The following is a 25925-nucleotide window of genomic DNA, read 5'->3' as shown; positions in this document are numbered from 1 at the left end:
GGCGGGGAAGATTGCGCCAATCTTCCGCCCCATGAGCAGCGATCACGACCACCACGACCATGATCATTCGAAACTGTCCGAGACCGAGCTGCGCGTCCGCGCGCTCGAGACGATCCTGACCGAGAAGGGTTATGTCGAGCCGGCCGCGCTAGATGCCATCATCCAGGCCTACGAGACCAAGATCGGTCCGCATAACGGCGCGCGCGTCGTCGCCAAGGCCTGGACCGATCCGGCCTTCAGGAAGGCGCTGCTGGAGGACGGCAGTAAGGCGATCGGCACGCTCGGCCATGTCAGCCGCGTCGGCGACCATCTCGTGGTGGTCGAGAACACGCCGCAGCGTCACAACATGGTCGTGTGCACGCTGTGCTCCTGCTACCCCTGGGAAATGCTCGGGCTGCCGCCGGTCTGGTACAAGGCCGCGCCCTACCGCTCCCGCGCTGTCAAGGATCCGCGCGGCGTCCTCGCCGATTTCGGCGTCACGGTGCCGAAGGACACCGAAATCAGGGTATGGGATTCCACCGCCGAGACGCGCTTCCTGGTGCTGCCGATGCGCCCGGAGGGCACGGAAGGCTGGAGCGAGGAGCAGCTCGCCGAGCTCGTCACCCGCGATTCAATGATCGGCACCGGCTTTCCCAAAAAGCCCGGAGCGCCGTCGTGAACGGCGTGCACGACATGGGCGGCATGGATGGGTTCGGCAAGGTCGAGCCCGAGCTCAACGAGCCGATGTTCCACGCGGATTGGGAGGCGCGTGTCCTGGCAATGGTGCGCGCGATGGGCGCGGCCGGCGCTTTCAACATCGATACGTCGCGCTTCTATCGCGAGACGCTGCCGCCGCACGTGTACCTCTCGAGCTCCTACTACAAGAAATGGTTCCTCGGCCTCGAGGAGATGCTGATCGAGAAAGGCTACCTCGGCAGGGAGGACGTCGCCGCCGGCCACGCGGTGCAGCCGGCGAAAGCGCTCAAGCACGGCAAGTTCGATCTCGACGATGTCGAGCGCGTCATGGTGCGCGGCAAGTTCGCCCGCCCGGCCCCGGCGCCCGCCAAATTCAAGATCGGCGACCGCGTGCGCGCCAAGAACATTCATCCGGCGACGCACACCCGGCTGCCGCGCTACGTGCGCGGCCATGTCGGCGTCGTCGAGCTGAACCACGGCTGTCACGTCTTCCCGGACTCGGCGGCGATGGAGCTCGGCGAGAATCCGCAATGGCTCTACACGGTGGTGTTCGAGGGCCGTGATCTCTGGGGGGCCGACGGTGATCCGACCTCAAAAGTCTCGATCGACGCATTCGAGCCCTATCTGGACCCGGCGTGATGAGCAGCACGCCTGCTGCCGCCGCGACGGCGGCGATTCCGAGCATTCCGCGCGATGATGACGGCCCGGTGTTCCGCGCGCCCTGGGAGGCGCATGCCTTCGCCATGGCGCTGACGCTGCACGATCGCGGCGTGTTTACCTGGCCCGAATGGGCCTCAGCGCTCGCCGACGAAATCAAGCGCGCACAGGCCGCGGGCGATCCCGACACCGGCGAGACCTACTATCTGCACTGGCTCGCCACGCTGGAAAAGCTTGTCGCAAGCAAGGGCGTCGCATCCACGGAGACCCTGCACCGCTATCGCGACGCCTGGGACCACGCCGCCGACCGCACCCCGCACGGCAAGCCGATCGAGCTGAGGGCGGAGGATTTTGCGCGGTAGTTGCTAGCGGGTTTACGAGGTCACGCTGCTCGCCCCAACCAACACTGTCATTCCCCGCGAAAGCGGGGAATCCAGTACGCCGCGGCTTCTCCGTGTCACGCGAACGCCTCTAGAATACTGGGTCACCCGCTTTCGCGGGTGACGACACCGTCCATGTGGCGTCAGCTCGCCGCCGCGTACTCCTTCCACCCCTTCGCCCGCAGGCTGCACGCCGGGCACTCCCCGCACCCATAGCCCCAATCGTGCCGAGCGCCGCGTTCGCCGAGATAGCAGGTGTGGGACTGCTCGCGGATGAGATCGACCAGCCCCTGCCCGCCGAGGTCGTGCGCCAGCCTCCAGGTCGCCGCCTTGTCGATCCACATCAGAGGCGTATGCAGCTCGAACTTTTTCGCCATGCCAAGCGAGAGCGCGGCCTGCATGGCGCGGATGGTCTCGTCGCGGCAATCGGGATAGCCGGAATAGTCGGTCTCGCACATGCCGCCGACGATATGGGTGACGCCGCGCCGGTAGGCCAGCGCCGCGGCAAAGGTCAGGAACACCAGGTTGCGACCGGGCACGAAGGTGTTCGGCAGGCCGTCCGCGCCCATCGCGATCGCAACATCGCGCGTCAGCGCCGTCTCGGACACGGCCGCCAGCGTCGGGATCGACAGCGTGTGGCTCTCGCCGAGCTTCTCCGCCCACTCCGTACGCACTGCCTTGAGACCGTCGAGCAGGCGATCGCGACAGGCAAGCTCGATGGCGTGGCGCTGGCCGTATTCAAACCCCAGCGTTTCCACGCGCGCAAACCGGCTGAGCGCCCAGGCAAGGCATGTGGTGGAATCCTGGCCGCCGGAGAACAGCACCAGCGCGGTTTCGGATGAAAATGGTTCACTCATGCCCCGCGCTTTAGCACCACGGGCGTGGCCCGCCAATCGGTGGAAATCGGCCCGTTCCGCCGCGTTAGGCTGGGAAATGAGGGCCGCTTTTGGCATAAGGCGGGGAGCTAAGAGAATGGCCTGCAATGACCCCTTCCCGCGACATTTCCCGCCTGATCGAGATCATGGCGGCGCTGCGCGCGCCCGCGACCGGCTGCCCCTGGGAAGCCCAATATACATTTGGCATTTCCGTATGAGTACGACCGAGCCAAAATTTCCAAAAATACCAGGGTGGCGGTTCACCCTGACAGAAACATCCTTTAATGTTTATCGGGCTGATGGCTTCCACGATGATGGTCGTTCCGTCAGCCGCATGGGCACTGACGCGGAGTTGGCGGACCTCATTAGAGACACAGTCGAGGACGCGCGAAATCTTCCGGAAAGACGCAAAACGAGATAGGCCACACCTTACATGACAATAGCGCCCCGTATTTCACTGTGAAGCCCTCCCGCGACATCGCCCGCCTCATCGAGATCATGGCCGCCTTGCGAGCCCCGGGAACCGGCTGCCCCTGGGACCTCGAGCAGAACTTTGCGACGATCGCGCCCTACACGATCGAGGAAGCCTATGAGGTGGTCGACGCCATCACCCGCGGCGATCTCGACGATCTGCGCGAGGAGCTTGGCGACCTCCTGTTGCAGGTCGTGTACCACGCCCAGATGGCCGAGGAGCAGAACGCGTTCGCCTTCGGCGACGTCGTCGAGGCCATCACGCGCAAGATGATCCGGCGCCATCCCCATGTGTTCGTCGACAAGGATGGCAATCTCGCGCCCTCCCACGTCATGGAAGTCTGGGATCGCATCAAGGCCGAGGAGAAGGCCGAGCGTGCCGCGCGCCGGCCGCCGGAGCAGACCTCGCACAAGTCGCTGCTGTCGAGCGTCAAGGCCGGCCTGCCGGCGCTGACGCGCGCCATGGAGCTCCAGCGCAAGGCCTCCACCGTCGGCTTCGACTGGAACGACCCGCGCGCCGTGCTACATAAGATACGTGAGGAAGCCGACGAGATCGAAGCCGCGCTCGACCGCAACGACAAGCAGGAGCTGACGGCAGAAACCGGCGACCTCCTGTTCGCCCTCGTCAACCTCGCACGCCACGTCGACGCCGACCCCGAATCCGCACTGCGCGCGACGAATGCCAAATTCGAGCGCCGCTTTGCCTATATCGAGCGCGCGCTTGAGGCGCAGGGCCGGACGCTGGAACAGGCGTCGCTGGCAGAGATGGATGAGTTGTGGAATGCTGCGAAGCGCAGCGAGCGACCCGCTGCTGGATCCGGCGACACCGCAAGATCACGTTGACACTGGCCCAAAAACGCCAATCCGCATTCCGGTGAAGCTCCCGACCCAGATCAACTCATCCACCATCAAGGCTCCGGTCGCACCGCCAAAGCCCGTGGCCGTGGCAGAGGCGTCGTCCATTGCGATCAGCGGCTCGATTTCGAGGCTGACTGGATCAAGCCGCACGACCTTGAAAGCCAGCGGGCAGCGCTCACCGCGCGCCTCGCAGCCGAACACACGTTCCGGCCGATCCAACTGACCCGCAAGCAGCAGACGGCCATCCGTAGTCCAGCGAAGATTGTCAGGCAAAAAGTCGGTCCCCACGCTTGCAATCGGGCGGCCATGTTCGTCGAGCCGCCAGACGCGGCGTGCCGCCCACTCGCAGACCAGAACCGAACGTCCATCGCTCGATACGGCGATACCGTTGGCGCCGGACATCTGGAGTTCGCCGAACCGATTCCAGCCACGCGAGCGCGACCAGCGCCAGACCTGCCCGGTTTTTTCACCCCGCGCAAAACGCAAGAGAGTATCCGTGTCGCCGGGGTCGAACATGCTGGTCATCACAAACCCGCCATCCTGCATGTGGGCGACTGCGTTGGCCGAGGTTCCCGACGGTTGCACCAGACGCTCTGCCTCTACGACGACGGGCCCCTCGTCACGTAGCTCAAGCAGCAACCGATCGATTGCCTCGCCACCGCCATGGTCCACGACCAGCATTTCGAAGGTCCCCGCGGCAAGCTGACGTGCGGCAATCCCGTGAGGGTTGAAGACGTCGGGTCCCAGCTGGCCCTGCTCTGGCGCGGCGTCCCAGCGGAGTTCGCTCACCGCCGATGGCCGGGTCCGGTCAGCCTTGAACAGGCGGCCCGGATGACGCGCGGATCGCATGGCGCTCACGATAATCCATGGCGTGCCCGGCAATGCGACCAGGTCCTCCGGATTCCAGGCGCCCTCGACAAATCCAAGGAAATCGTAGCTCGCAGTCATCATTCGTACCTTTGTGGTCTCTGTGAAATCGAGAATAAAGGTGCGGCGGTCTGCGATCATCGGGCGGAAATTCGCGACATCGACGAATAGAATTCGCTAATCTCGATCCATGCAAAGTCTCCCATCGCTCGAAACCTTCGTGACCGTCGCGGAAACATTGAGCTTCGCCGCCGCGGCGAGAAAGCTGGGGCTGTCGCCGTCAGCTACCGGAAAAGCCATCGCCGCGCTCGAGACACAGCTAGGCGTACGTCTGTTCAACCGCACCACCCGGCATGTAAGCCTCACCGCGGAAGGCGAACTGCTGCTTGGTCGTGCCCGGCGGCTCCAGGAAGAGTGGAACGAGACTGTAACGCTGCTCTCGGCATCGGCGGGTGTGCCACAGGGACTGCTGCGGATCAGCCTTCCGACCGTCGGCTATCGGTTCCTGGCACCGCATCTCGCCGAATTCACGCGAGCGCATCCGAAGATTCGTCTCGACCTCGATTTTGACGATCGGATCAGGGATGTGGTCGCTGAGGGGTTCGATCTTGCGATCCGTAGCGGGGTCTTGCCGGACTCAGGCTTGATGTCGCGCAAGCTAGGCTCGTTCCGCTTCGTTCTCTGCGCGGCGCCCTCCTATCTGACCGAATTTGGCGAACCCAGCGATTGTGCGGCGCTGTTCAACCAGCGTCTGATCCGCTTTCGGCATCCCGGCACCGACGTCATGCAGTCATGGTTGTTCGCCAACGGCACGCAAGCCGTCGTTGAAGAAACAACCCCCTTCGTCGTCTGCTCTAACATGGAGGCAGTCTGCGCGGCCGCTGTCGCGGGGCTCGGGCTCGCCTGGGCTCCGGATTTCCTCATCAGGGACGCGCTGGACGCGGGCCAACTGCGGATCGTTCTAGACGCTGAAGCCGTCCAGGGGGCCTTCTGGTTGGTTTGGCCGTCGGGAAAGTTCAGCTCGCCGCGCCTGCGCGCGTTCCTGGATTTCGCGGCTGGCCGGTTGCTTGCAGCGTGAGGGGTACGAGCTAGTTGTGCGCGTGATGCGGTACGGCGTCGAAGCGGCTCACCACGATATCCCGCTTGGTCTCGTCCACCCGCACCGTCATGTCGAAGCGGCCGTCGTGCAGCTCCTTCGCCAGCACCTCGGAATTGCGGTGCAGCCAGGAGATGCCGGCGCCATCGGCGGCATCGATGGAGAGGTTGAGCGTGGTGCGTTTTGCAGCGAGCCTCTCCTCGATCGCGGCGAGCAACGCGTCGATCCCCTCGCCTGACACGGCAGAGACCAACATCGCCGGGTGATCCTCCGGCCTGCGCGCGGCGATGTTGAGCAGCTCCTCCCGTTGCTCCGGGTCGAAGCGGTCGATCTTGTTCCAGACCTCGATGATCCGGCCGGAATCATCAGGGTTGATGCCGAGCTGCCGCAGCACCGCGTCAACGTCGCTCTGCTGCGCCTCGGCGTCGTCATGCGAGATGTCGCGCACATGCAGGATGACGTCGGCTTCCAGCACCTCCTCCAACGTGGCGCGGAAGGCCGCGACGAGTTGCGTCGGCAGGTTGGAGATGAAGCCGACCGTGTCGGACAGCATCGCCTTGCCGCCATGCGGGAGGTTGAGCGCGCGCAGGGTCGGATCGAGCGTAGCGAACAGCATGTCGGCGGCCTGCACGTCCGCGCGCGTCAAGCGGTTGAACAGCGTCGACTTGCCGGCATTGGTGTAGCCGACCAGCGCCACGACGCGGTACGGCACGCGCTGGCGACCGGCGCGATGCAAGCGCCGCGTCGCCTGCACCTTCTTCAATTCGTTCTCGAGCCGCGAGATGCGCTCGGAGATCAAGCGGCGGTCGGCCTCAATCTGCGTCTCGCCGGGGCCGCCCATGAAGCCAAAGCCGCCACGCTGGCGTTCGAGGTGGGTCCAGGAGCGCACCAGGCGCGAGCGCTGATAGTTCAGATGCGCGAGCTCGACCTGGAGCGAGCCTTCCTTGGTCTTGGCGCGGCGGCCGAAGATTTCCAAAATCAGCCCGGTGCGGTCGAGCACCTTCGCATTCCACGCCTTCTCGAGATTGCGCTGCTGGATCGGCGACAGCGCACAATCCATCACGACGAGCTCGACCTCCAGGCTCGTGATCAGCCCGGAGATCTCCTCGACCTTGCCTTTGCCGATATAGGTGGCGGGGCGGATCTGGCTGACCGGCGCGATAATGGCGTCAGCGACGACGAGATCGATGGCGCGCGCAAGGCCCGCGGCTTCGTCGAGCCGAGCCTCGGCGTTACGCAGGACATAGCTTTCCGATTGCGCGTCGGCACTTCCCGCACGCACTCGCAAGTAGGGGCCGATGACCAGCACCCGCCCCGTCTGCTTAGCCCCTGCCGACCGCGGACGGTCGGCATCCCCGTCGAAATTCCGGGGTTCCAATCAGATCACTCTCAAGCCGGCTGATCCTCACCGCCTTCGAACAGCTGGATCGGAGCGCCAGGCATGATGGTCGAGATCGCATGCTTGTAAACGAGCTGCGAGTGACCGTCGCGCCGAAGCAGCAAACAGAAATTGTCGAACCAGGTCACAATGCCCTGGAGCTTCACTCCGTTGACCAGAAAGATCGTCAGTGGCGTCTTGGTTTTGCGAACGTGATTAAGGAAGGTGTCCTGTAGGTTTTGTGCGCGGTCTGCCGCCATTGTTTTTATCTCGCTTTGAGTTTCTTTTTATTGCGCCGGTTGCGGCCCTCTTGTGAAATTTGGGGCCTCTCCCGGTTGCCGTCCCTCATGAGATCCCCCTCGGAGGTCCGGCCGTACGATTAGAGGACAGGTAGGCTTATTAGGCAAGCCGCTTCACGCGGCAGAGCCCGCCCTATTGGACCGAAAAACTACGGAAATCGATGTTTTTCCTCGGATATTGTGAACGTGTGACCCGCAAGGGCGCGGGGCGTCAACCGACGCCGAGCGCCTTCAACTTCCGGTGCAGGGCCGAACGTTCCATGCCAACGAACTCTGCCGTGCGAGAAATATTTCCTGAAAATCGGCTGATCTGTGCAATCAGATAGTCGCGCTCGAACACTTCCCGCGCCTCGCGCAGCGGCAGCCCCATGATGTGCTCGCCATTGTTGCTGGTCGGCATCGCCGGCACCATCGAGCCGACGTCCTGCGGCAACATGTCGGCGGTGATGATCACCTCCGGCCCGCCCGCAGCAAGAATCATGACTCTCTCAACGTTATTGCGGAGCTGGCGCACATTGCCGGGCCAGACATGCGATTGCAGCACCGCCATCGCGTCCTGTCCGATCTGGCGCTTGGGCAGGCCGCTGCCGGCCGAAATCTGCTCCATGAAGTAGTCGATCAATTCCGGGATGTCCTCGCGCCGTTCCGACAGCGCGGGCACGCGGATCGGCACCACCGAGAGGCGGTGATAGAGATCCTCACGGAAATGGCCGGCCGCGATCTCCTCCTCGAGGTTACGCGCGGTCGAGGAGATGATGCGTACGTCGACCTGGACCTTGGCTGTGCCGCCAACGCGCTGGAACGACTGCTCGACCAGCACGCGCAGGATCTTGTTCTGGGTCTCGCGCGGCATGTCCGCGATCTCGTCGATGAACAGCGTGCCGCCGTGAGCTTCTTCGAGCGCGCCGGGCTTGCGCGGCTGCTCGCCGTTAGTCTGCTCGACGCCGAACAGCTCGTGCTCCATGCGCTCTGGCGTGATCGCAGCCGCGTTGATCACCACGAAAGGCCCGTCGGCGCGGCCCGAGGCCGTGTGCAGCGTGCGCGCGGTGAGCTCCTTGCCCGCGCCGGCGGGGCCGACGATCAGGATGCGGCTGTTGGCCTTGGCCGCGCGCTCGATGGTCTGGCGCAGCTGGTTCATGCTGGGCGAGCGGCCGACGAGTTGGCTTGCGCTCGGCGCGAGCTGCTTCAGCTCCTTGACCTCGCGCTTCAGTCGCGAGTTCTCCAGCGCCCGGGTCGCCACCAGGATCAGCCGATCCGCCTTGAACGGCTTCTCGATGAAGTCGTAGGCGCCGCGCTTGATCGCGGCGACGGCGGTCTCGATGTTGCCGTGCCCCGAGATCATCACGACCGGCAGGTCGGCATTGTCCTTCTTGACCTGCTCGAGCAGTTGCAGCCCGTCGAGCTTCGAGCCCTGGAGCCAGATGTCGAGGAACACCAGATGCGGTCGGCGGTTGGCGATCTCGGCGAGCGCCGTATCGCTGTCGCGCGCGGTCCGGGTAACAAATCCCTCGTCTTCGAGAATGCCCGCAACGAGATCCCGAATATCGGCCTCATCATCGACAATCAGAATTTCACTTGCCATGGGTCGCGCCTGTGTTGTCAGCTGCCTGTTGAGGCTTCGATTTTCGTTGAGTCATTAGTCTTTTCGGCCGGCCCTTTGGTTCCGGGGGCCGGCTCTTTTGTTTCCTGTTTCGTGTTGGCGGGTGCCGCCTCGGCGACCTCGATCTTCGAGGGATGGCCGGAGATCGCAAAGCGCATCCGCATCCAGGCACCGCGCTGGCCCTCCCGGAAGTCGGAGGCGTCCTTCAGCTCGATGCGCCCGCCATGGTCTTCCAGCACGCGGCCGACGATCGCGAGCCCGAGGCCGGTGCCCTTGGCGCGCGTCGTCACATAGGGCTCGAGGAGCCGCGAGCGCGCGACCTTGGGCAGGCCGATACCGTTATCGATGACGTCGATCAGCACGTCCTCGCCCTCGCGCGACACCACGACGTCGATGCGGCCCTTGCCGTATCCCTTGCCGAGCTCCTCGGCCGGCACCTGCTCGATCGCCTCCGTCGCGTTCTTGACGATGTTGGTGACCGCCTGGGAGATCAGCCGCCGGTCGAACTGGGCGCGCAGCGGATCTTCCTTGAACTCGGCCTCGATATCGATCTCGGGATGGGCGACCTTCATCAGGAACACGGCCTGCCGCACGGTGTCGGCGACGTCCTCGCCTTCCATCACCGGCTTCGGCATGCGCGCGAAGCGCGAGAATTCGTCGACCATGCGCCGGATATCGTCGACCTGGCGTACGATGGTGTCGGTGCACTGATCGAAGATCTGCTTGTCCTTGTCCTCGGTGATGGACTTGCCGAACTTGCGGCGGATGCGCTCGGCGGAGAGCTGGATCGGCGTCAGCGGGTTCTTGATCTCGTGGGCGATGCGGCGCGCCACGTCGCCCCAGGCCGAGGTGCGCTGCGCCGAGACGAGCTCGGTGATGTCGTCGAGCGTGATGATGTAGCTGTCGCGCGGCTGGCTGGTCTTCTCCGCGCTGACGCGGACCGACAGATTGCGCTCCTGCCCGTCGCGCGTGATGGTGATCTGCCCCTGCACCAGGCGCTGGGTCCCTTCCCGCGCGGTCTTCATCATCTCGTCGAGCTCGGGCAGTACGTCGGACAAGGGATGGCCGAGCGTCTCGGACTCGGCGTGCCCGATCAGCTTCTCGGCAGAGCGGTTGAGGATGCCGACGCTGCCGGAGGCATCGACACCGATGATGCCGGCGCTGGCCGAGGAGAGCACCGCCTCGATGAAGCGGCGACGGCTGTCGATGAGATCGCTGGCGTTGACGAGTTCGTCGCGCTGGCTGCGCAATTCCTGCGTCATCTTGTTGAAGGTCTCACCCAGCTGCGCGAGGTCGCCTTCCGACTTATGCACGGGCACCTGCACATGCAGATTGCCGGTCGAGACCGTGTGGGCCGCGTTCATCAGCCGCCGGATCGGCGCCACCAGCGAGTTGGCGAAGTTGAACCCGATCAGCACCGAGGCCATCAGGATGGTGAGCGCGATCACCGCGAACATCAGCGCGAAGGCGACCTGGATGCCGAGCCGGCGAGACTCGATCTGGGCGTATTCGGCGACGCTGAGCTCGGTCTGCTTGAGTTGATCCACCACGCGCGGATCGAGCTGGCGGGCGACGTAGAGGAAGGTGTCGTTGAAGGACCTGAGCCTGATCACGGCAGCGACCAGATTCTGGTCGGGCAGGACGGCGATCTCGGGCTCGTTCTCGTTGACGTTCTTCAAAAATTCCGGATTTGGCGGCGAGAAGGCGAGCGGGATGCCGCCGGTTTCCGCCGACAGGATCGGATTGGCGTCCTTGCCCATGATCATGGCGCCCGGCAGGTTGCGGGCCGCCGCACTCGCCGTCAGGATCTGGAGAAAGGACTGCCGATCGCGGTCAAACAGCAGCGAGACGCGCGCGACGTCATTGGCCATGCCGATGATGTCGCCGCGGATGAGCTGCGCATGCTCCTGCATATAGGCGCGCGCGATGAACAGCGAGTTCTGTATGACCTCCTTGGTCGGTCCCGAGAACAGGCGGTCCAGTCCGCGCTCGATGGTGACGTTGGCGATGACGGCAACCAGCACCGCCGGGAGCACCGCAACGATCGAGAACAGGCCGACGATCTGGACGTGCAGCCGCGCCGCCGCCCGCCCTCGCCGGCGGGCCTGGATCATCTGCCAGACTTCGCGGACGATGATGCCGACCAGGAGCAGGATGGTGCCGGCATTGATCAGCAGGAAGGACCGGACGACCTCGGGTGTCGGCTCGATCCTGGTCAGGCCGGTCAGGACCACGAAGGTTAGAAACGCCGACAGCAGTGCCAGCGCCACGGCAAAAGGTGCCAGCAACCGGCTCAGCGACCAGCGCTTGGGCTCTTCGGCTGGGGCCGTGTCAAAGGATGCGGCCGAGGTATCTGCGCTGGTCATTCCGGCAATGGTGCTGAAAACGGGGATCCGCGGCGAGGCGGACACTGATGCATTCCTACCACAATGTTGCCGAATTGCGACAATTCCGCGGCGTCTAGGCCGTAACGGACCGGCGCATCCACAGCGCTGGCAGGTTTTTGGCGGGCTGGCATGTCGGATCGGCGCCCGTCGGACGGAACGGATTCCCGGCATCACGGCTTGAAGGTGATGGACAGATTCTTCCTCGCGATGATGGTCTCGGCCGTGCTGCTGCTGATCGTGGCCTCAGACCTCCTGGTCAACGGTCCCGGCATGCAGGAGTCGGCCAACGTCCTGCCCGCGGCACCGGCCCGGCTCGTCAGATAAGGACACGCCGCGACCTGCGGTCGAGCGACCAACCCACGCGAGACCGCAGAACATTTCGGTCATTTTCCGACTTCTGCTCACCGCGCCGGCCAGCCAGGCCGGCGCGATTCGGACAGGCTCAGCTCCGCTTTGGTAGGGGGAGCTGAGCCACCGCCGGCCGCTGTGACTAGCTCCCGCTCCGATAAACCTGGATGTCCAGGTCGCGGATTTTCTTGCGCAGCGTGTTGCGGTTGAGGCCGAGCAGGTCCGCGGCGCGGATCTGGTTGCCGCGGGTGGCGGCCAGCGCTGCCGTGAGCAGCGGCACCTCGATCTCCTTGAGAATGCGGTGATAGAGGCCCGGCGGCGGCATGCCGTTCGGGAAACCCTGGAAGTGCGAGGACAGATAGGCCTCCACCGCGCCGCCGAGATTGTCGACGCCCTGCTGGACCGCAGCGCCCGGGCTGACCGAGGGCGGCGCCAGCTCGCCGTCGATGACCGAGGACGTGATCACGTCCTGCGGATAGAGCGCCGCGAGGCGCCGCGCGAGGTTCTCGAGCTCGCGCACATTGCCCGGCCAGCGGTGCTGCTTCAGCCGCTCCAGCGCCAGCGCATCGAGCTTCTTCGGCGGCAGACCATCCTTCTCGGCCAGCGCGAAGAAGTGGCGCACGAGATCCGGCAGGTCCTCGATGCGTTCGCGCAAGGGAGGCAGCCGCAGCGGTACGACGTTGAGGCGGAAGAACAGGTCTTCCCGGAACAGCCCCTGCTGGATCAGGACGCGCAGGTCCTTGTTGGAGGCGGCGACGATCCGCACGTCGGTCTTGATCGGGGTGCGACCGCCGACGGTGGTGTATTCGCCCTGCTGGAGCACGCGTAAGAGCCGTGTCTGCGCCTCCATCGGCATGTCGCCGATCTCGTCAAGGAACAGGGTGCCGCCCTCGGCCTGCTCGAACCGGCCGGAGGCGCGGGTGTTGGCGCCGGTGAAGGCGCCGCGCTCATGGCCGAACAGTTCGGACTCGATCAGGTCGCGCGGGATCGCCGCCATGTTGACCGCAACGAAGGGCCCGTTGCGGCGCTTACCGTAATCGTGCAGCGCACGCGCCACCAGCTCCTTGCCGGTGCCGGACTCGCCCGTGATCATCACGGTGAGGTCGGTCTGCATCAGGCGCGCCAGCACGCGGTAGATTTCCTGCATCGCCGGCGAGCGGCCGACGAGCGGGATCGCCTCCATCTCGGCGTCCTCGTCCGGGCTCGGCGTGCGCTCCTTCGGCTCGGCGAGCGCGCGGCCGACGATTGCGATCAGCTCCTTCAGGTCGAAGGGCTTTGGCAGATATTCGTACGCCCCGCGCTCGGAGGCGCGGATCGCCGTCATGAAGGTGTTTTGCGCGCTCATCACGATGACCGGCAGATTCGGCCGCATCTTCTTGATTCGCGGCAACAGATCGAAAGCGTTCTCGTCCGGCATCACCACGTCGGTGATGACGAGATCGCCCTCCCCCTGGCTGACCCAGCGCCACAGCGTGGCGGCGTTGCCGGTCAGCCTGACTTCATAGCCGGCGCGGGAAAGTGCCTGATTGAGAACCGTGCGGATGGCGGTGTCATCATCAGCGACGAGAATGCTACCTGCGGGCATCGTTAATCCTCATTTTGCCCCCTGTGACGCAGGCGACGACTTCCCGGCAGAGTCGGCGTGACTGCTTTGATCGGCGTGTTTGATCGATGTTGAGTACATCGGCATCAGCACGCGGAAGGTGGTCTTGCGCGGCTGAGACTCGCATTCGATGATGCCCCCGTGATCGCCGATGATTTTCGCGACCAGCGCCAGGCCGAGACCTGAGCCGGTCTGTTTGGTGGTCACGAAGGGATCGAACAGGTTGGGCAGAAGATCGTCCGGCACGCCTGGTCCATTGTCCTTGACGCAGAATTCAAGCGGCAGGGATACCCGTGATTTTTGACCGGGGACTGACAGGCGCACGCCGGGACGGAAGGCGGTGGTGAGCTGGATCTCGGCGTCGGGGACGTCGATCAGGGCTTCCGCGGCGTTTTTCACGAGGTTGAGGAAAACCTGGATCAGCTGGTCCTGATTCGCCAGCACCGGCGGCAGCGAGGGATCGTAGTCCTCGATGAAACGGATGTTGCGGGCAAAGCCGGATTGCGCCAGCCGCTTCACGTGATCGAGCACCGAATGGATGTTGACGGGACCGCGCACCACGGGCCGCTCGTCGCCGAACACCTCCATGCGGTCGACCAGCGTTACGATCCGGTCGGCCTCGTCGCAGATCAGCCGCGTCAGCATGCGGTCTTCCGAGGAGGCCTGCTGTTCCAGGAGCTGCGCCGCGCCGCGGATGCCGGAGAGCGGATTCTTGATCTCATGTGCGAGCATCGCGGCCAGCGCGATCACCGAGCGCGCGGCGCTGCGATGGGTGAGCTGGCGGTCCATCTTGTCGGCGATGGTGCGCTCCTGGAGCATCACCACGATATGGCCCGGCCGCTCCGTGAGTGGCGCGACATGGAGATCGACCTGGCGATCGCCGCCCATGCGTGGCGTGCCGAGATCGACCTTGTATTCGTTGACTGGCGAATTGGAGGCGCGAACCTGGTCGATCAGCGCCAGCAGCGGACTGCCGAACGGTACCAGCTCCTTCAGCGACTGCCGTTTCAAGAACTGCGTCGAGATCTCGAAGAAGGCCTCGGTCGCGATGTTGGCGGCGACGATCTTGCCGTCGGGCCCGATCGTGAGCACGGGATTGGGCAGGGCATCCAGGATCGCGTCGCTGTCGGACGAAAGCGGCCGACGATGTTCAGCGGCTGAGCTCATGCAGCAGCGCTCCATGCGAAGTCGTCGAAGGCATCTTGCAGGGACCGGTGAACGAGGCGCGGATCCTCCGAGGTCAGGATCATCTGGCGCCAGGCTTTCAGCTTCTCGGCCGGCGCGCGGCTTGCTTGCGCGGCGACGTCGAGCGCCCAGCCGAGATGCTTTCGCGCGTGCTTCAAACCAATCCGCAGGCCATAGAGTGCACAGACGCCCTCATAGAGCGTGCGGACATAGCCGAGCTGCTGCTCGAGCGAGGGCAAAGCCTCCGCCGTCCCGCCGTTCAGGCGGCGGCCGATCTGGCCGGGCAGCCAGGGCTGACCCTGCGCGCCGCGGCCGATCATCACGGCATCCGCGCCGGAGGCATCGAGCGCAGCGAGCGCCTTTTCATAGGATGTGATGTCGCCATTGACGACGAGCGGAATGGAGATCGCCTCGCGCACCGCGCGGATCGCGTCCCAGTCGGCCTCGCCCTTGTAGAACTGGCAGCGGGTGCGGCCATGCACGGTGACGAGCTTGACGCCGGCTTCTTTCGCGCGCCGCGCCAATTCCGGCGCGTTGCGGGTGCGGTCGTCCCAGCCGAGCCGCATCTTCAGTGTCACCGGCACTTTCACCGCCGCGATCGTCGCCTCGATCAGGCTGACGGCATGATCGAGATCGCGCATCAGCGCGGAGCCGGACTGGCCGCCGGTGACGTGACGGGCGGGACAGCCCATGTTGATGTCGATGATGTCGGCGCCGCCGGCTTCCGCGATCCGGGCACCCTCTGCCATCCAGTGCGCCTCGCAGCCGGCAAGCTGCACCACATGCGGACCGATTCCGCTCGCTTCGCAGCGCAACCGCGACATCACATGGCCGTTGGCGAGATCGTCGCTGGCGGTCATTTCGGACACGACGAGGCCGGCCCCGAGCTCGGCGGTCAGCCGCCGGAACGGCGAGTCGGTCACCCCTGACATCGGCGCCAGGAAAACCGGGGTGGCGACGTCAATATCGCCTATCTTCAACGGCTTAGCGCCGAATCCTACCGAGCCGGTCACGAAGGTCTCGTTCACAGGACAGGGCCTCATCGCACCTGCCATGGCCAATCTTGCGCACAATTCTTGTGCAGTCAAGCGCCATGCCTACAGTTTAGACAGTTCTTCCAATCTTTCAAGTGCAGTGCAGCAAAATGCTGTTTCCCACAGCGTCGGGAAACCCCCTTTTTTTGCGGCCCTGCCGTGCTAGAGGCATGCCAGCCAATCCACCCTCTCCCCGACCACCACCAGCAATTGAGTAATCGAGCCCTATGGCGAAATCAGAGCGCACTGGAGTCGTTCTCGTCGCAGCCGGTCGCAGCCTGCGCGCAGGCGCCGGCGGGCCGAAGCAATACCGCACGCTCGGCGGCCAGCCCGTGATCTATCGCGCCATGGAGGCCTTCAGCCGCCACGCTGACGTGTTCGCGGTACAGCCGGTGGTCAATCCCGACGACAGCGCCATGTTCACCGCCGCTGTCGCAGGCCTGCGCCACGAGCCGCCGACCAATGGCGGTGCGACCCGGCAGGCCTCGGTGCTCGCCGGTCTCGAAGCGCTCGCAAAGCACAAGCCGGACATCGTCCTGATCCACGACGCGGCGCGGCCCTTCGTCTCGCAGGCCCTGATCTCGCGTGCGATCGAGGCGGCAAGCCGCACCGGTGCGGCAATCCCCGCCATTCCCGTCACCGACACCATCAAGCTCACCGGCGAGGCTGGAAACATCGAGGGCACGCCGGATCGTGCGCGCCTGAGAATCGCCCAGACGCCGCAATCCTTTCGCTTCGACGTCATTCTCGAGGCGCATCGTCGCGCGGCAAAGGAAGGACGCAGCGATTTCACCGATGATGCGGCGATTGCCGAATGGGCGGGATTGACGGTTGCAACCTTTGAAGGCGATGTTGCCAATATGAAGCTCACCACTCCCGAAGACTTCGTGCGCGAGGAAGCGCGCCTGGCCGCCCAGCTCGGCGATATCAGGACCGGCACCGGCTATGACGTGCACGCCTTCGGCGAAGGCGACCACGTCATGATCTGCGGCGTGCGCGTGCCGCACACGAAAGGTTTTCTGGCCCATTCCGACGGCGATGTCGGCCTGCATGCACTGGTCGACGCCATCCTCGGTGCGCTCGCCGACGGCGACATCGGCTCGCATTTCCCGCCGAGCGATGTGAAGTGGAAGGGCGCCTCCTCCGATCAGTTCCTGAAATACGCCATCGACCGCGTCTCGCAGCGCGGCGGCCGCGTCGCCAATCTCGAGGTGACGCTGATCTGCGAACGGCCGAAGATCGGCCCGCTGCGCGACACCATGCGCGCGCGCATCGCTGAGATATCTGGGGTCGACATCTCCCGTGTCGCCGTCAAGGCGACGACCAGCGAGCGGCTCGGCTTCACCGGCCGCGAGGAAGGCATCGCGGCCACCGCGAGCGCCACCATCCGCCTGCCCTGGGGCGCTTAAGCCATGGGCGGCAGCGACGCACGCGCCCTCTCCCGCTCGCTGCTCGATTTGTGCCGGATGCGCAAGCTGACGATCGCAACCGCCGAGTCCTGCACCGGCGGCCTCGTCGCCGGTGCGCTGACCGACATTCCCGGCTCCTCCGACGTGATCGATCGCGGCTTCGTCACCTATTCCAACGACGCCAAGCGGGCGATGCTCGGCGTCGAGGCGAGCACGCTCGCGAATTTCGGTGCGGTCAGCAAGGAAACCGCAACCGCGATGGCGGTCGGCGCGCTGGAGCGCGCCGGCGTCGATCTCGCGGTCTCCATCACCGGCATTGCCGGCCCGGGCGGCGCGACGCCCGGCAAGCCGGTTGGACTCGTCCATTTCGCCGCGGCTGCGCGCGATGGCCGCATCATTCATCGCGAGCACCGTTTCGGCGCGATCGGCCGCGCCGCCGTGCGTCAGCGCTCGGTGGTCGAGGCGCTGCGCATGCTGATGGATCTCGCCCGCGGCCCGCAGGCCCAGGTCAAGCCGCGCCGCGAAACGACGAGCCGCCTGCGCCCCCGCGTCGCCCGTTCGCCGCGACGGCACGCGGTGAAGCGTCGGCGTCCACCGCGGGGATGAGTCTCGGACGAAGGCGACTGGGCCCCTCGCGATGAAGTCACTTTGGCTTAGAACGACCCAGGCCAACCTGCTCTATCATGACATCGCGGGACAGGGCGTTCCTCTGATCTTCATCCATGGATTGGGGTGCGCGTCCTCTTGCGACTATCCCGCGGTCGCCGCCGACCCTGCCCTGGCGGGCAGACGCATTCTGCTGGTCGATCTGCTCGGGTCGGGCTTCAGCGATCGGCCCGCCGCGTTCGGCTACGCAGTTGCCGACCATGCTAGCGCGCTGGCGGATTTCGTGATGCAAGTTGCGCCGGAGGCCGTCGACCTCTTCGGTCACAGCATGGGCGGATCGGTGGCCATCATGGCGGCCAAGCTGCTCGGACAACGCGTTCGGAATCTCGTGTTGAGCGAACCGAATCTCGATCCAGGTGGCGGAATGTTCAGCCGAAAGATCACGACGATGTCCGAGGCGGATTATGTCGCACTGGGGCACGAGGCTCTGATCAAGGCGTCCATACGGGACGGCAATGTTGCCTGGGCCGCATCGCTCTCGCTCAGCGCGCCTGTCGGGGTTCATCGTGGAGCGCAATCGCTTGTCACCGGTACCGACCCGACATGGCGTAGGCTGCTGCTCGGACTAGCGATGCCGAGAACGGTGGTCTTCGGAGAGTTCTCTTTGCCGCAAAGTCCTGACGCGGGCTTACTGCCGCACAGGGCGTAGATGTCGGCATCGTCTCCAAGGCCGGACACGCGATGGCGACGGAAAATCCCGCTGGACTGGCTAGCGCAATATGCCAGGCGCTGACCTGAAGCAGGGATCGAAGCGATACTCGAGACGGCGATTTCCCAAGCGCCTTACGCCGCCGCAAGCAGCGCGCTCGCGTGATCGAGCACGCGCTGCTTGACCGCGTCGGCATCCGACGGCTTCACCGTCGCGCTGACGGTCAATTCCACGACGGGCGCCGTGGGATTTGCGACATCGATCACTTTCGATATGTGGACCGCTGCGTTGGCCCTGTCGTCGATGCGGGGATCTTCGCGCAATTTCTCCAGGATCTGGTTGGCCAGCGTATTGGCTGATCCGGCTCTGACCGGAAATGTCACCTTGATCTCGCCCGTGCCGGGATAGGCACTGTGGTTGACGATGGCTGCGCCCCAGACCTGTCCGTTCGGCAGCAGGATTTGCGTGTTGTCGGGCGCGACCAGCTCGGTCATGAACAACGAGAGCGACCTCACCTTCCCGGCCTTGCCGGCGACCTCGACGTCATTGCCGATGTGAAATGGGCGGAACAACAGCAGCATCACGCCGGCGGCGAGATTGGAGAGCGTGCCCTGCAAGGCGAGGCCGATGGCGAGTGATGTCGCACCCAGCACGGCGACGAGACTTGCAGTCTGGATGCCGAAGAGCTGAAGCACAGCAATGCCGACCACCGCCAGCACGGCGTAGCGCGTGACGCTGGCGACGAACACTGTCACGAGCGGATCGACCCGGTGCGTAACGCCCAGCACGCGGGTCACGAAGCGTTGCATTGCGCCGGACAGATACCAGCCGATCGCAAGCAGCAGAATGGCGTAGAGCGCGTTCAGCCCGTACAGGACGAGCGATGCTTGCAGCGTATCGAGATTGACGGTCATGACGGCTCCAACCGGAACAATCGGTTGAGAACTCGCAACGCCCCGAAATGATCCCCTTCAGCAACCTGCGAAAGTCCACAGACGAGTGCCGCCGGATCACCTATTCCGGCAAAAACAGCATTTTCAGGCTCGGATCTCAATCGGCTCGGATTTCCTCCGCAGTGATCCGATCATTGTCTCGCCCTCTTGGTCCCATGCATGACGGGAAGCTTTTCCTCGATCGCCTTCGCAAGCACCGTGCCCGTGGTGCGGCCGAGCTCCTTCGCGATCACCGTGACCGGTTTGGTGCCTGCGAGCCTCCTGAGCTTGCTGAGCTCTTCCGCGCTCCACGATTGCTTCCAGCGTGCCATGTCCCTTGGTCCTACCCATACAATCCCCCCCCCAAGCGCCGACTCGAACTTTAGTTGAGCAGCCCATGAAATGCAGCTTCGCAGGTGTGCCGCTTGCGGCAAGGGGCGTTCCGCCAGAAGGTCGCACTTTGGCACAAACTGCACTTGTCACTGCCCGTGGAACAAGGCTTGTATTATCGGTTGTGCGCGATGCCTGGCGCCTCGGAGCCTGCAACGTGTTGCGTTGCCCGTCGGGCAAAACACACAAATGGCGGGTCAGGAGCTGGCCCCACAAAGATTCGATCTTACCGAACTTCGGATTTATAGTACTTCGAGCCCACCTCATCCTGGTGGGCGGCCATGGGAGCCAGCCGGCTCTCGGCCTTCCCTGCGCCCTCTGACCCTGGCGGGCGAAGCGCTGACGCAAAGCTCGGGCGAGCTGCGCCGCGAGAATGCGAAGTCGCGTCTGCCGTTTGAAAAATCGCGCGAAGTTTGTCGAAAACGATCATGATCGCGATGCAGCAGGGCGACCAAACGTCATCGTCTCCGTCAGAACTTGCGCGTGACTATATTGGCGCAATAATACGCATCTACGCTGTGGCCAGGAATCAACCTGGTCCAGCATTCTGGAGGGCGACAAGGTGTTCGCTCGCTACGCTGCTTTGGCTTCCGCCATCGCTTACTTGGCCGCCTTTGATGGCGCGGCCGCGCAAACGGCCAACCAGCCGCCCGATACGATGGCGGCGCGGGTGGAAGCCTGCACGCCCTGCCACGGCAACAAGGGCGAAGGCACCAGCGACGTCTATTTCCCGCGCCTTGCGGGCAAGCCGGCCGGCTATCTCTACAATCAGCTTCTCGCCTTCCGGAACGGTCGGCGCAAATATCCGCCGATGAACTATCTGCTGGAGTTTCTGCCCGACCCGTATCTCCAGGCGATGGCAGACTATTTTGCGAGCGAGCATCCCCCGCTACCGCCGCCTGCGCCGAGCGAGGTGAGCAAGGAGGTGCTGGCCCAGGGCGAGCTGCTCGCCACCAGCGGCGATGCGGGGCGCTCGATTCCGGCCTGCGTGAGCTGCCATGGTCCCGGGTTGACGGGCATGACGCCCGGCATTCCCGGCCTACTCGGCCTGCGCGCCAACTACATCAGCGCCCAGCTTGGTGCCTGGCGCTATGGCACCCGGACGGCGAAGTCGCCCGACTGCATGCAGCTTGTCGCCGGTCACCTGACCGAAGCCGACGTTACCGCGGTTGCAGCATGGCTCGCGACGCGGCCGGCGCCGGCGAATCCTGTCCCGGTGCCGAAAGGCACCTATGCGCTTCCCTTCGGCTGCGGCAGCCAGCCCAACTGACGAGGCGGATGATGGGCTCAAAACTGTCGATCACCCTTGTGCTCCTCGCGGCGCTCACGACGGCTGCGCAGGCCCAGGACAAAAGCAGCGACATCATCGCGCGCGGCGAATATCTCGCCCGCGCCGGCGACTGCACCGCCTGCCACACCGCGCCGGAGGGCCGCTTGTTCGCCGGCGGCCGCGCCATGCCGACACCGTTCGGCACGCTCTACACCTCCAACATCACGCCGGATCGCGAGACCGGAATCGGTAAATGGAGCGCCGACGATTTCTACAAGACCATGCACAGCGGCCGCTTCCCGGATGGCGGGCTGATCTATCCGGCGATGCCGTTCCCCTCCTACACCAAGGTCACGCGCGCCGACAGCGATGCGATCTTCGCCTATCTGAAGTCGATTCCGCCGGTGAACCAGAGGAACCGGCCGCACGACCTGCGCTTCCCCTATGACAACCGCCAGCTCATCCTCGGCTGGCGCACGCTCTTCTTCAACGAGGGCGAGTTCAAGCCGGATCCGACCAAATCAGCCGAGTGGAATCGCGGCGCCTACCTGGTCGAGGGCCTCGGCCATTGCAGCATGTGCCATTCGCCAATCAATTTGCTCGGCGGCACCTCACCATCCGACGCCTTCAAAGGCGGGTTGATCCCGATGCAGAACTGGTACGCGCCCTCGCTCACCTCCAATCGCGAGGCGGGCCTCGGCGACTGGAGCATCAAGGACATCACCGATCTGCTCCAGACCGGCGTCTCGCAGCGCGGCGTGGTCTACGGCCCGATGGCCGAAGTCGTGCACAACAGCCTGCAATATCTTAGCGACGAGGATACGAGGGCGATGGCGGTCTACCTGAAGGGTATCTCGGAACCCTCGTCGCCGCCGCCGGCGAGCTCGGCGCTGCCGACGACAGAAAGCAGCCTGCTGATCAGCCTCGGCAAGACCGTCTACGACAAGAACTGCGCGAGCTGCCACGGCGCGCAAGGCGAAGGCAAGCCGCCGCATTGGCCGCCGCTCGCCAACAACCAGTCGATCGAGATGCAGTCGGCGGTCAATCCGATCCGCATGGTGCTCAACGGCGGCTATCCGCCGGGCACCAAGGGCAATCCGATGCCCTACGGCATGCCGCCCTTCGCCGGCCTCCTCTCCGACAACGAGGTCGCCGCCGTCGTCTCCTACATCCGCACCGCCTGGGGCAATCGCGGCACGCCGGTTTCGGCGCGCGAGGCCAACGAGCTGCGCTCGGCACCGCTCAACTGAGGCCCGCCATGTTCAATTCCGATCCGCCGACCAGCCCAGCCACCGCCGATCAGGCCGTCGAGGAGGTCGTCGCGCAAGGCCCGTCCGGCGCGATTGCGCTCGCCGGCATCGCCACGGCCTGCGTGGTAGCGATCTGGCTTGCGTTCTATCTCTTCGTCTTCCTGCCCCGTGGAGCGCTGCAATGAGCGTGCAGGAGGACGGCGGCCATCGCGGCACCGAGATAGCGGCACGCACCGAGCGGCGCTGGGCCACGATTTCCGTGATCATCATCGTGGCGATGGCGCTGCTGGCGGCGTTCGCAGGCATTCATCGCGCGACCATGCCCCAGCCGCGCGTCGAAACCACTGATCCTTCGCGACTGCATTTGTCCGGCGAGTTCGCCGAGAGCAATCTCGGCAGCGTATTGGAGGCCAATGGCGCGGTGACGGTGCGCGCGATCGGTCAGCAATATTCCTTTACGCCGGCCTGCATCGTGGTGCCGGCGGAGACGCCGATCACGCTGCGCGCCACCAGTGCCGACGTCGTGCATGGCATCCTGGTCCAGGGCACCAACATCAACACGATGCTGGTACCGGGCTACATCTCCGAGCAGCTCATGCGCTTCGAGAAGACCGGCGACTATCTGATGCCCTGCCAGGAGTTTTGCAGTTTTGGCCATGAGGGCATGTGGGGCAAGGTCCGGGTGATCGACCAGGCGAAGTTCGCGGAGCTTGCCAAGAGCGGCGGGAGGTTGAGCTGTGTTGGCCAATAGGAAGCTCATCCTCGCTCATTTCTGGTTGGCCTTCGCCGTGTTCGGCGTCGCTCTTATGCTCGGCGCCTGGCAGATGTTCATCCGCAGTCCGCTCGGCACCTGGCTCTCCAATCCAGAGCTCTATTACCGCTCCCTGACCGCGCATGGCACGGTGATGGGGTACGTCTTCCCGACCCTGGTCGCGATGGGCTTTGGCTATGCGATCAGCGAGTCCGCGCTGGAGCAGCGCCTGGTCGGCGTGCGCTGGGGGTGGGCGGGCCTCTGGCTGATCGTGATCGGCAGCATCATGGCAGTGATCCCGGTCGCGCTCGGCCGCGCCTCGGTGCTCTACACCTTCTATCCGCCGCTGATCGGCAGCCCCTTCTATTACATCGGCGTCGTGCTCGTCGTGGTCGGCTCCTGGATCTGGGTCGCGCTGATGTCGATCAATCTGCGCGTCTGGAGACGAGCCAATCCCGGCAAGGCAGTCCCGCTGGCGATGTTCGCCAATGTCGCGGGCTCTTATCTTTGGGCCTGGACCGCGCTCGGGGCGGCGCTCGAGCTGTTGTTGCAGATCATCCCGGTTTCGGTGGGGCTGAAGGCTACGATCGACGCCGGTCTAGCCCGGGTGTTCTTCTCCTGGACGCTGCACGCCATCGTCTATTTCTGGCTGATGCCGACCTACATCGCCTACTACACCATCGTGCCGCGCGCGATCGGCGGGCGCGTCTACTCCGACACCATGGCGCGGATCTCCTTCATCCTGTTTCTCGTGGTTGCGATGCCGATCGGCATGCACCACACCTTTGCCGATCCGCAGGTCGGCGCCGGCTTCAAGTTCATCCATTCGGCCTTCACGGCGCTGGTCGCGCTGCCGACGCTGCTGACGGTGTTCACGATCTGCGCGTCCGTCGAGATCGCTGCGCGCCTGCGCGGCGGCCGGGGCATGTTCGGCTGGATCAGGGCGCTGCCCTGGGACAATCCGATGATGCTGGCGCTCGCCTTCTCCTTCGTCATGCTCGGCTTCGGCGGCGCCGGCGGCCTCATCAACATGAGCTATCAGCTCGATTCGTCGATCCACAACACGCAGTGGATCACCGGCCATTTCCACCTGATCTTCGGCGGCGCCATCGTGATCATGTATTTCGCGATCGCCTATGATCTGTGGCCGCATCTCACCGGCCGCGAGCTCGTCGATCTGCGCCTGATCCGCACCCAGCTCTGGCTCTGGTTCGTCGGCATGATCGTCACGACCTTCCCGTGGCACTGGGTCGGCATCTTGGGCATGCCCCGCCGCATGGCCTATTTCGATTTCGGTGATCCCGCGATCGCGCCGCAGGCGCTCTCGGTGACGTTCTCTGCGATCGGCGGCTTCATCCTGCTGACCTCCGGCATCCTGTTCCTGGTCATCCTGGCGCGCGGCATGCGGTCGCCTGCGGCCGAGGCCGGCGCTTATCGTTTCAGCCTCGCGGTGCATCAGCCGACGACCGTTCCGCTTGCGCTCAACACGCACGCGCTGTGGGTGGCGCTGATGATCGCGCTCACCATCACCAATTACGGCTATCCGATCCTGACACTGGCGATGACCGAGGGCACCTCGGTGCCAGCCGTTTATGTGGGAGCGCAGTGATGAGCGCGCGCGACCTCTTCACCTTCCGCAATCGTCATTTCACGACGAGCACCGGCATCACCGCCGCAATTTTCATTGTGACCGCGATTGCTGGATTCATCGTACTGCCCTTCGCGCAGCACTGGCTTGAGTTCGCAAGTGTCTGGGATGCAATCTGCAGCGCCGCCGGCGTGCCGCAACGCCCCGCGGCCGTCGCCGCGGCGCAGGACAAACGCGTGTCTGAGGTCGTGCTGACCTCGCACACGCTGTCACGACCGAACCAGGAGGCGATCGGCCGCGGCGCGACGCTCGCTCAACGCTGCGCCATTTGTCACGGCCCGACCGGCATCAGCCGCGCGGACTCGCCCAACCTCGCCGGCCAGTACGCCGCCGTGATCTACAAGGAGCTGCACGATTTCCGCTCCGGTGCCCGCACCAATGCTGTGATGTCGCCCTTCGCGGTCAACCTGACGGACCGCGAAATCGCCGATCTCGCAGTCTATTACGCCTATCTGCCGCGGCTGCCGGCCTATCACCCGACGCCGCAGCTTCCAAAGCCCAACATCGTCATCTACGGCGCCCCGATGCGCGGCATTGCGCCCTGCGGCTCCTGCCACGGCAGTCTCGACAACAAGACCGGCAGCCCCTGGCTCGAAGGACAGTCCGAAGCCTATATGAAGGCCCAGCTGCAGGCCTTTGCCGCGGCCGAGCGGCGCAACGACATCAGCCAGCAGATGCGCAATATCGCGCGTGCGATGACGCCGCAGGAGATCGAGGAGGCCGCGGCCTATTACGCCTCGCAACCGCCGGATATCGTGAAGGCAGTGGACTGATCAGGACGAGGCGAGCTTGGGCCGGCCGTAGATGGCATCGGCCCGCTTCTCGAACGCGGCCGAAAAACGCGCGAACGCGGCATCGAACATCGAGCCCATCAGCATCGCCAACATGCGGCTCTTGAACTCGTAGGCGAGGTAAAAGCCGACGTCGCAGACGCCCTCTCCCTTGGGCTCGAACGTCCAGCGGTTTTCCAGCTTGCTGAAGGGCCCTTGCAGATACTCGACCATGATCTTCAGATTGGCGCGATCGAGCGTCACGCGGCTCTTGAAGGATTCCTTGATCAGCTTGAACGACACCGTCATGTCGGCGACCAGCACCTCGGTGCCGTCGGGCTCGGCGACGCGCTGGCGCACCTTCAGCGCGCTGCATAGCGGCACGAATTCCGGATAGCGCTCGACGTCGGCGACCAGATCAAACATCTCGGACGCGCTGTGGTTGACACGGTGCTTGCTCGAAACTCGATGCATTGG

Annotated in this window: 27 protein-coding genes; 15 read left to right on the top strand and 12 right to left on the bottom strand. The window is 64.7% G+C overall.

Translation table 11 applies throughout. From position 1 onward, the window contains the following. Positions 1-31: 31 nt before the first annotated feature. Genes nthA through AYJ54_RS28270 form a run of 3 tightly spaced genes read left to right on the top strand, consistent with a single transcriptional unit; the run spans position 32 to position 1694 of the window. The gene (nthA, locus tag AYJ54_RS28280) at positions 32-658 is read left to right on the top strand and encodes a nitrile hydratase subunit alpha (protein ID WP_063704087.1); all 627 of its coding nucleotides are present in this window, start codon (positions 32-34) and stop codon (positions 656-658) included. After that, positions 655-1314, top strand: coding sequence for a nitrile hydratase subunit beta (gene nthB / locus AYJ54_RS28275; protein WP_063704086.1), 660 nt, complete (start codon positions 655-657; stop codon positions 1312-1314). The genes nthA and nthB overlap by 4 nt, the downstream gene beginning before the upstream one ends. Further along, the gene (locus tag AYJ54_RS28270; RefSeq protein WP_063704084.1) at positions 1314-1694 is read left to right on the top strand and encodes a nitrile hydratase accessory protein; all 381 of its coding nucleotides are present in this window, start codon (positions 1314-1316) and stop codon (positions 1692-1694) included. Before nthB ends, AYJ54_RS28270 begins: the two co-directional genes overlap by 1 nt. A 161-nt stretch (positions 1695-1855) precedes the next feature. On the opposite strand, the gene queC is transcribed toward AYJ54_RS28270, so the two are convergent. Beyond that, positions 1856-2569, bottom strand: a complete 714-nt coding sequence (gene queC, locus AYJ54_RS28265) for a 7-cyano-7-deazaguanine synthase QueC (protein WP_063704083.1) — start codon at positions 2567-2569, stop codon at positions 1856-1858. 477 nt (positions 2570-3046) lie between these two features. Here queC and mazG point away from each other — a divergent pair, with 477 nt between their 5' ends. Beyond that, a complete protein-coding gene (gene mazG / locus AYJ54_RS28260; protein WP_063704081.1) occupies positions 3047-3901 on the top strand; it encodes a nucleoside triphosphate pyrophosphohydrolase in 855 nt (284 codons plus the stop codon). Here mazG and AYJ54_RS28255 read toward each other — a convergent pair. Then, positions 3893-4924 (bottom strand): SMP-30/gluconolactonase/LRE family protein, encoded by a 1032-nt coding sequence (locus AYJ54_RS28255; RefSeq protein ID WP_063704079.1) that lies wholly within the window; start codon positions 4922-4924, stop codon positions 3893-3895. The two genes, mazG and AYJ54_RS28255, sit on opposite strands and share 9 nt — an antisense overlap. Before the next feature lie 49 nt (positions 4925-4973). Here AYJ54_RS28255 and AYJ54_RS28250 point away from each other — a divergent pair, with 49 nt between their 5' ends. Further along, on the top strand, positions 4974-5861 hold the full coding sequence (locus AYJ54_RS28250) for a LysR family transcriptional regulator (RefSeq protein ID WP_063704077.1): 888 nt from the start codon (positions 4974-4976) through the stop codon (positions 5859-5861). A gap of 10 nt (positions 5862-5871) precedes the next feature. Here AYJ54_RS28250 and hflX read toward each other — a convergent pair whose 3' ends face one another. The 4 genes from hflX to AYJ54_RS28230 form a co-directional block, all read right to left on the bottom strand. After that, the gene (gene hflX, locus AYJ54_RS28245; protein WP_063704076.1) at positions 5872-7257 is read right to left on the bottom strand and encodes a GTPase HflX; all 1386 of its coding nucleotides are present in this window, start codon (positions 7255-7257) and stop codon (positions 5872-5874) included. Between the two features lie 11 nt (positions 7258-7268). Beyond that, positions 7269-7517 (bottom strand): RNA chaperone Hfq, encoded by a 249-nt coding sequence (gene hfq, locus AYJ54_RS28240; protein ID WP_007591126.1) that lies wholly within the window; start codon positions 7515-7517, stop codon positions 7269-7271. Positions 7518-7767: 250 nt separating this feature from the next. Continuing rightward, entirely contained in the window at positions 7768-9138 is a 1371-nt protein-coding gene (gene ntrX, locus AYJ54_RS28235; RefSeq protein ID WP_063704074.1) for a nitrogen assimilation response regulator NtrX, read from the bottom strand. Positions 9139-9155: 17 nt separating this feature from the next. Beyond that, on the bottom strand, positions 9156-11522 hold the full coding sequence (locus AYJ54_RS28230) for a sensor histidine kinase NtrY-like (RefSeq protein ID WP_063704287.1): 2367 nt from the start codon (positions 11520-11522) through the stop codon (positions 9156-9158). A gap of 150 nt (positions 11523-11672) precedes the next feature. Between AYJ54_RS28230 and AYJ54_RS28225 the strand changes: the two genes are divergently transcribed. Then, positions 11673-11867 carry a hypothetical protein gene (locus AYJ54_RS28225; RefSeq protein WP_063704072.1) on the top strand — a complete coding sequence of 65 codons (195 nt, stop codon included), beginning with the start codon at positions 11673-11675 and terminating at the stop codon, positions 11865-11867. Positions 11868-12033: 166 nt separating this feature from the next. On the opposite strand, the gene ntrC is transcribed toward AYJ54_RS28225, so the two are convergent. Genes ntrC through dusB form a run of 3 tightly spaced genes read right to left on the bottom strand, consistent with a single transcriptional unit; the run spans position 12034 to position 15659 of the window. Next, a complete protein-coding gene (ntrC, locus tag AYJ54_RS28220) occupies positions 12034-13476 on the bottom strand; it encodes a nitrogen regulation protein NR(I) (RefSeq protein ID WP_063704070.1) in 1443 nt (480 codons plus the stop codon). Between the two features lie 9 nt (positions 13477-13485). Beyond that, a complete protein-coding gene (locus AYJ54_RS28215; RefSeq protein WP_063704284.1) occupies positions 13486-14661 on the bottom strand; it encodes a two-component system sensor histidine kinase NtrB in 1176 nt (391 codons plus the stop codon). Continuing rightward, the gene (gene dusB / locus AYJ54_RS28210) at positions 14658-15659 is read right to left on the bottom strand and encodes a tRNA dihydrouridine synthase DusB (RefSeq protein WP_201724273.1); all 1002 of its coding nucleotides are present in this window, start codon (positions 15657-15659) and stop codon (positions 14658-14660) included. The genes AYJ54_RS28215 and dusB overlap by 4 nt, the downstream gene beginning before the upstream one ends. Before the next feature lie 281 nt (positions 15660-15940). Between dusB and AYJ54_RS28205 the strand changes: the two genes are divergently transcribed. Genes AYJ54_RS28205 through AYJ54_RS28195 form a run of 3 tightly spaced genes read left to right on the top strand, consistent with a single transcriptional unit; the run spans position 15941 to position 18437 of the window. Then, positions 15941-17122, top strand: coding sequence for a bifunctional 2-C-methyl-D-erythritol 4-phosphate cytidylyltransferase/2-C-methyl-D-erythritol 2,4-cyclodiphosphate synthase (locus tag AYJ54_RS28205; RefSeq protein WP_063704068.1), 1182 nt, complete (start codon positions 15941-15943; stop codon positions 17120-17122). A 3-nt stretch (positions 17123-17125) separates the two neighbouring features. Next, positions 17126-17728 (top strand): CinA family protein, encoded by a 603-nt coding sequence (locus tag AYJ54_RS28200; protein WP_063704067.1) that lies wholly within the window; start codon positions 17126-17128, stop codon positions 17726-17728. A gap of 31 nt (positions 17729-17759) precedes the next feature. After that, positions 17760-18437: an alpha/beta fold hydrolase gene (locus tag AYJ54_RS28195; RefSeq protein WP_201724267.1), complete on the top strand. Its 678-nt coding sequence runs from the start codon at positions 17760-17762 to the stop codon at positions 18435-18437. Between the two features lie 134 nt (positions 18438-18571). On the opposite strand, the gene AYJ54_RS28190 is transcribed toward AYJ54_RS28195, so the two are convergent. Together AYJ54_RS28190 and AYJ54_RS28185 are read right to left on the bottom strand one after the other, a co-directional pair. After that, positions 18572-19351: a mechanosensitive ion channel family protein gene (locus AYJ54_RS28190; protein WP_063704065.1), complete on the bottom strand. Its 780-nt coding sequence runs from the start codon at positions 19349-19351 to the stop codon at positions 18572-18574. Between the two features lie 170 nt (positions 19352-19521). Beyond that, positions 19522-19701, bottom strand: coding sequence for a hypothetical protein (locus tag AYJ54_RS28185; protein ID WP_063704063.1), 180 nt, complete (start codon positions 19699-19701; stop codon positions 19522-19524). Between the two features lie 620 nt (positions 19702-20321). Between AYJ54_RS28185 and AYJ54_RS28180 the strand changes: the two genes are divergently transcribed. From AYJ54_RS28180 to AYJ54_RS28160, 6 genes are read left to right on the top strand one after another with little or no spacing between them, the layout of a single operon-like run. After that, positions 20322-21029: a c-type cytochrome gene (locus AYJ54_RS28180; protein WP_063704061.1), complete on the top strand. Its 708-nt coding sequence runs from the start codon at positions 20322-20324 to the stop codon at positions 21027-21029. 11 nt (positions 21030-21040) lie between these two features. Further along, positions 21041-22279 carry a cytochrome c gene (locus AYJ54_RS28175; protein WP_063704282.1) on the top strand — a complete coding sequence of 413 codons (1239 nt, stop codon included), beginning with the start codon at positions 21041-21043 and terminating at the stop codon, positions 22277-22279. An 8-nt stretch (positions 22280-22287) separates the two neighbouring features. Then, the gene (locus tag AYJ54_RS51460) at positions 22288-22464 is read left to right on the top strand and encodes a hypothetical protein (protein WP_201724266.1); all 177 of its coding nucleotides are present in this window, start codon (positions 22288-22290) and stop codon (positions 22462-22464) included. Beyond that, the gene (locus AYJ54_RS28170) at positions 22461-23030 is read left to right on the top strand and encodes a cupredoxin domain-containing protein (RefSeq protein WP_063704059.1); all 570 of its coding nucleotides are present in this window, start codon (positions 22461-22463) and stop codon (positions 23028-23030) included. Before AYJ54_RS51460 ends, AYJ54_RS28170 begins: the two co-directional genes overlap by 4 nt. Then, positions 23017-24639, top strand: a complete 1623-nt coding sequence (locus tag AYJ54_RS28165) for a b(o/a)3-type cytochrome-c oxidase subunit 1 (RefSeq protein ID WP_063704057.1) — start codon at positions 23017-23019, stop codon at positions 24637-24639. The genes AYJ54_RS28170 and AYJ54_RS28165 overlap by 14 nt, the downstream gene beginning before the upstream one ends. Next, positions 24639-25451, top strand: coding sequence for a c-type cytochrome (locus AYJ54_RS28160; RefSeq protein WP_063704055.1), 813 nt, complete (start codon positions 24639-24641; stop codon positions 25449-25451). Before AYJ54_RS28165 ends, AYJ54_RS28160 begins: the two co-directional genes overlap by 1 nt. Here AYJ54_RS28160 and AYJ54_RS28155 read toward each other — a convergent pair whose 3' ends face one another. After that, on the bottom strand, positions 25452-25922 hold the full coding sequence (locus AYJ54_RS28155) for a type II toxin-antitoxin system RatA family toxin (protein ID WP_063704053.1): 471 nt from the start codon (positions 25920-25922) through the stop codon (positions 25452-25454). Positions 25923-25925 lie beyond the last annotated feature (3 nt).

This window comes from Bradyrhizobium centrolobii, from assembly GCF_001641635.1.
Taxonomy (GTDB): Bacteria; Pseudomonadota; Alphaproteobacteria; order Rhizobiales; family Xanthobacteraceae; genus Bradyrhizobium; species Bradyrhizobium centrolobii.
The sequence above is the reverse complement of the archived record's forward strand: the minus strand, read 5'-3'. Positions and strand labels throughout refer to the sequence as shown.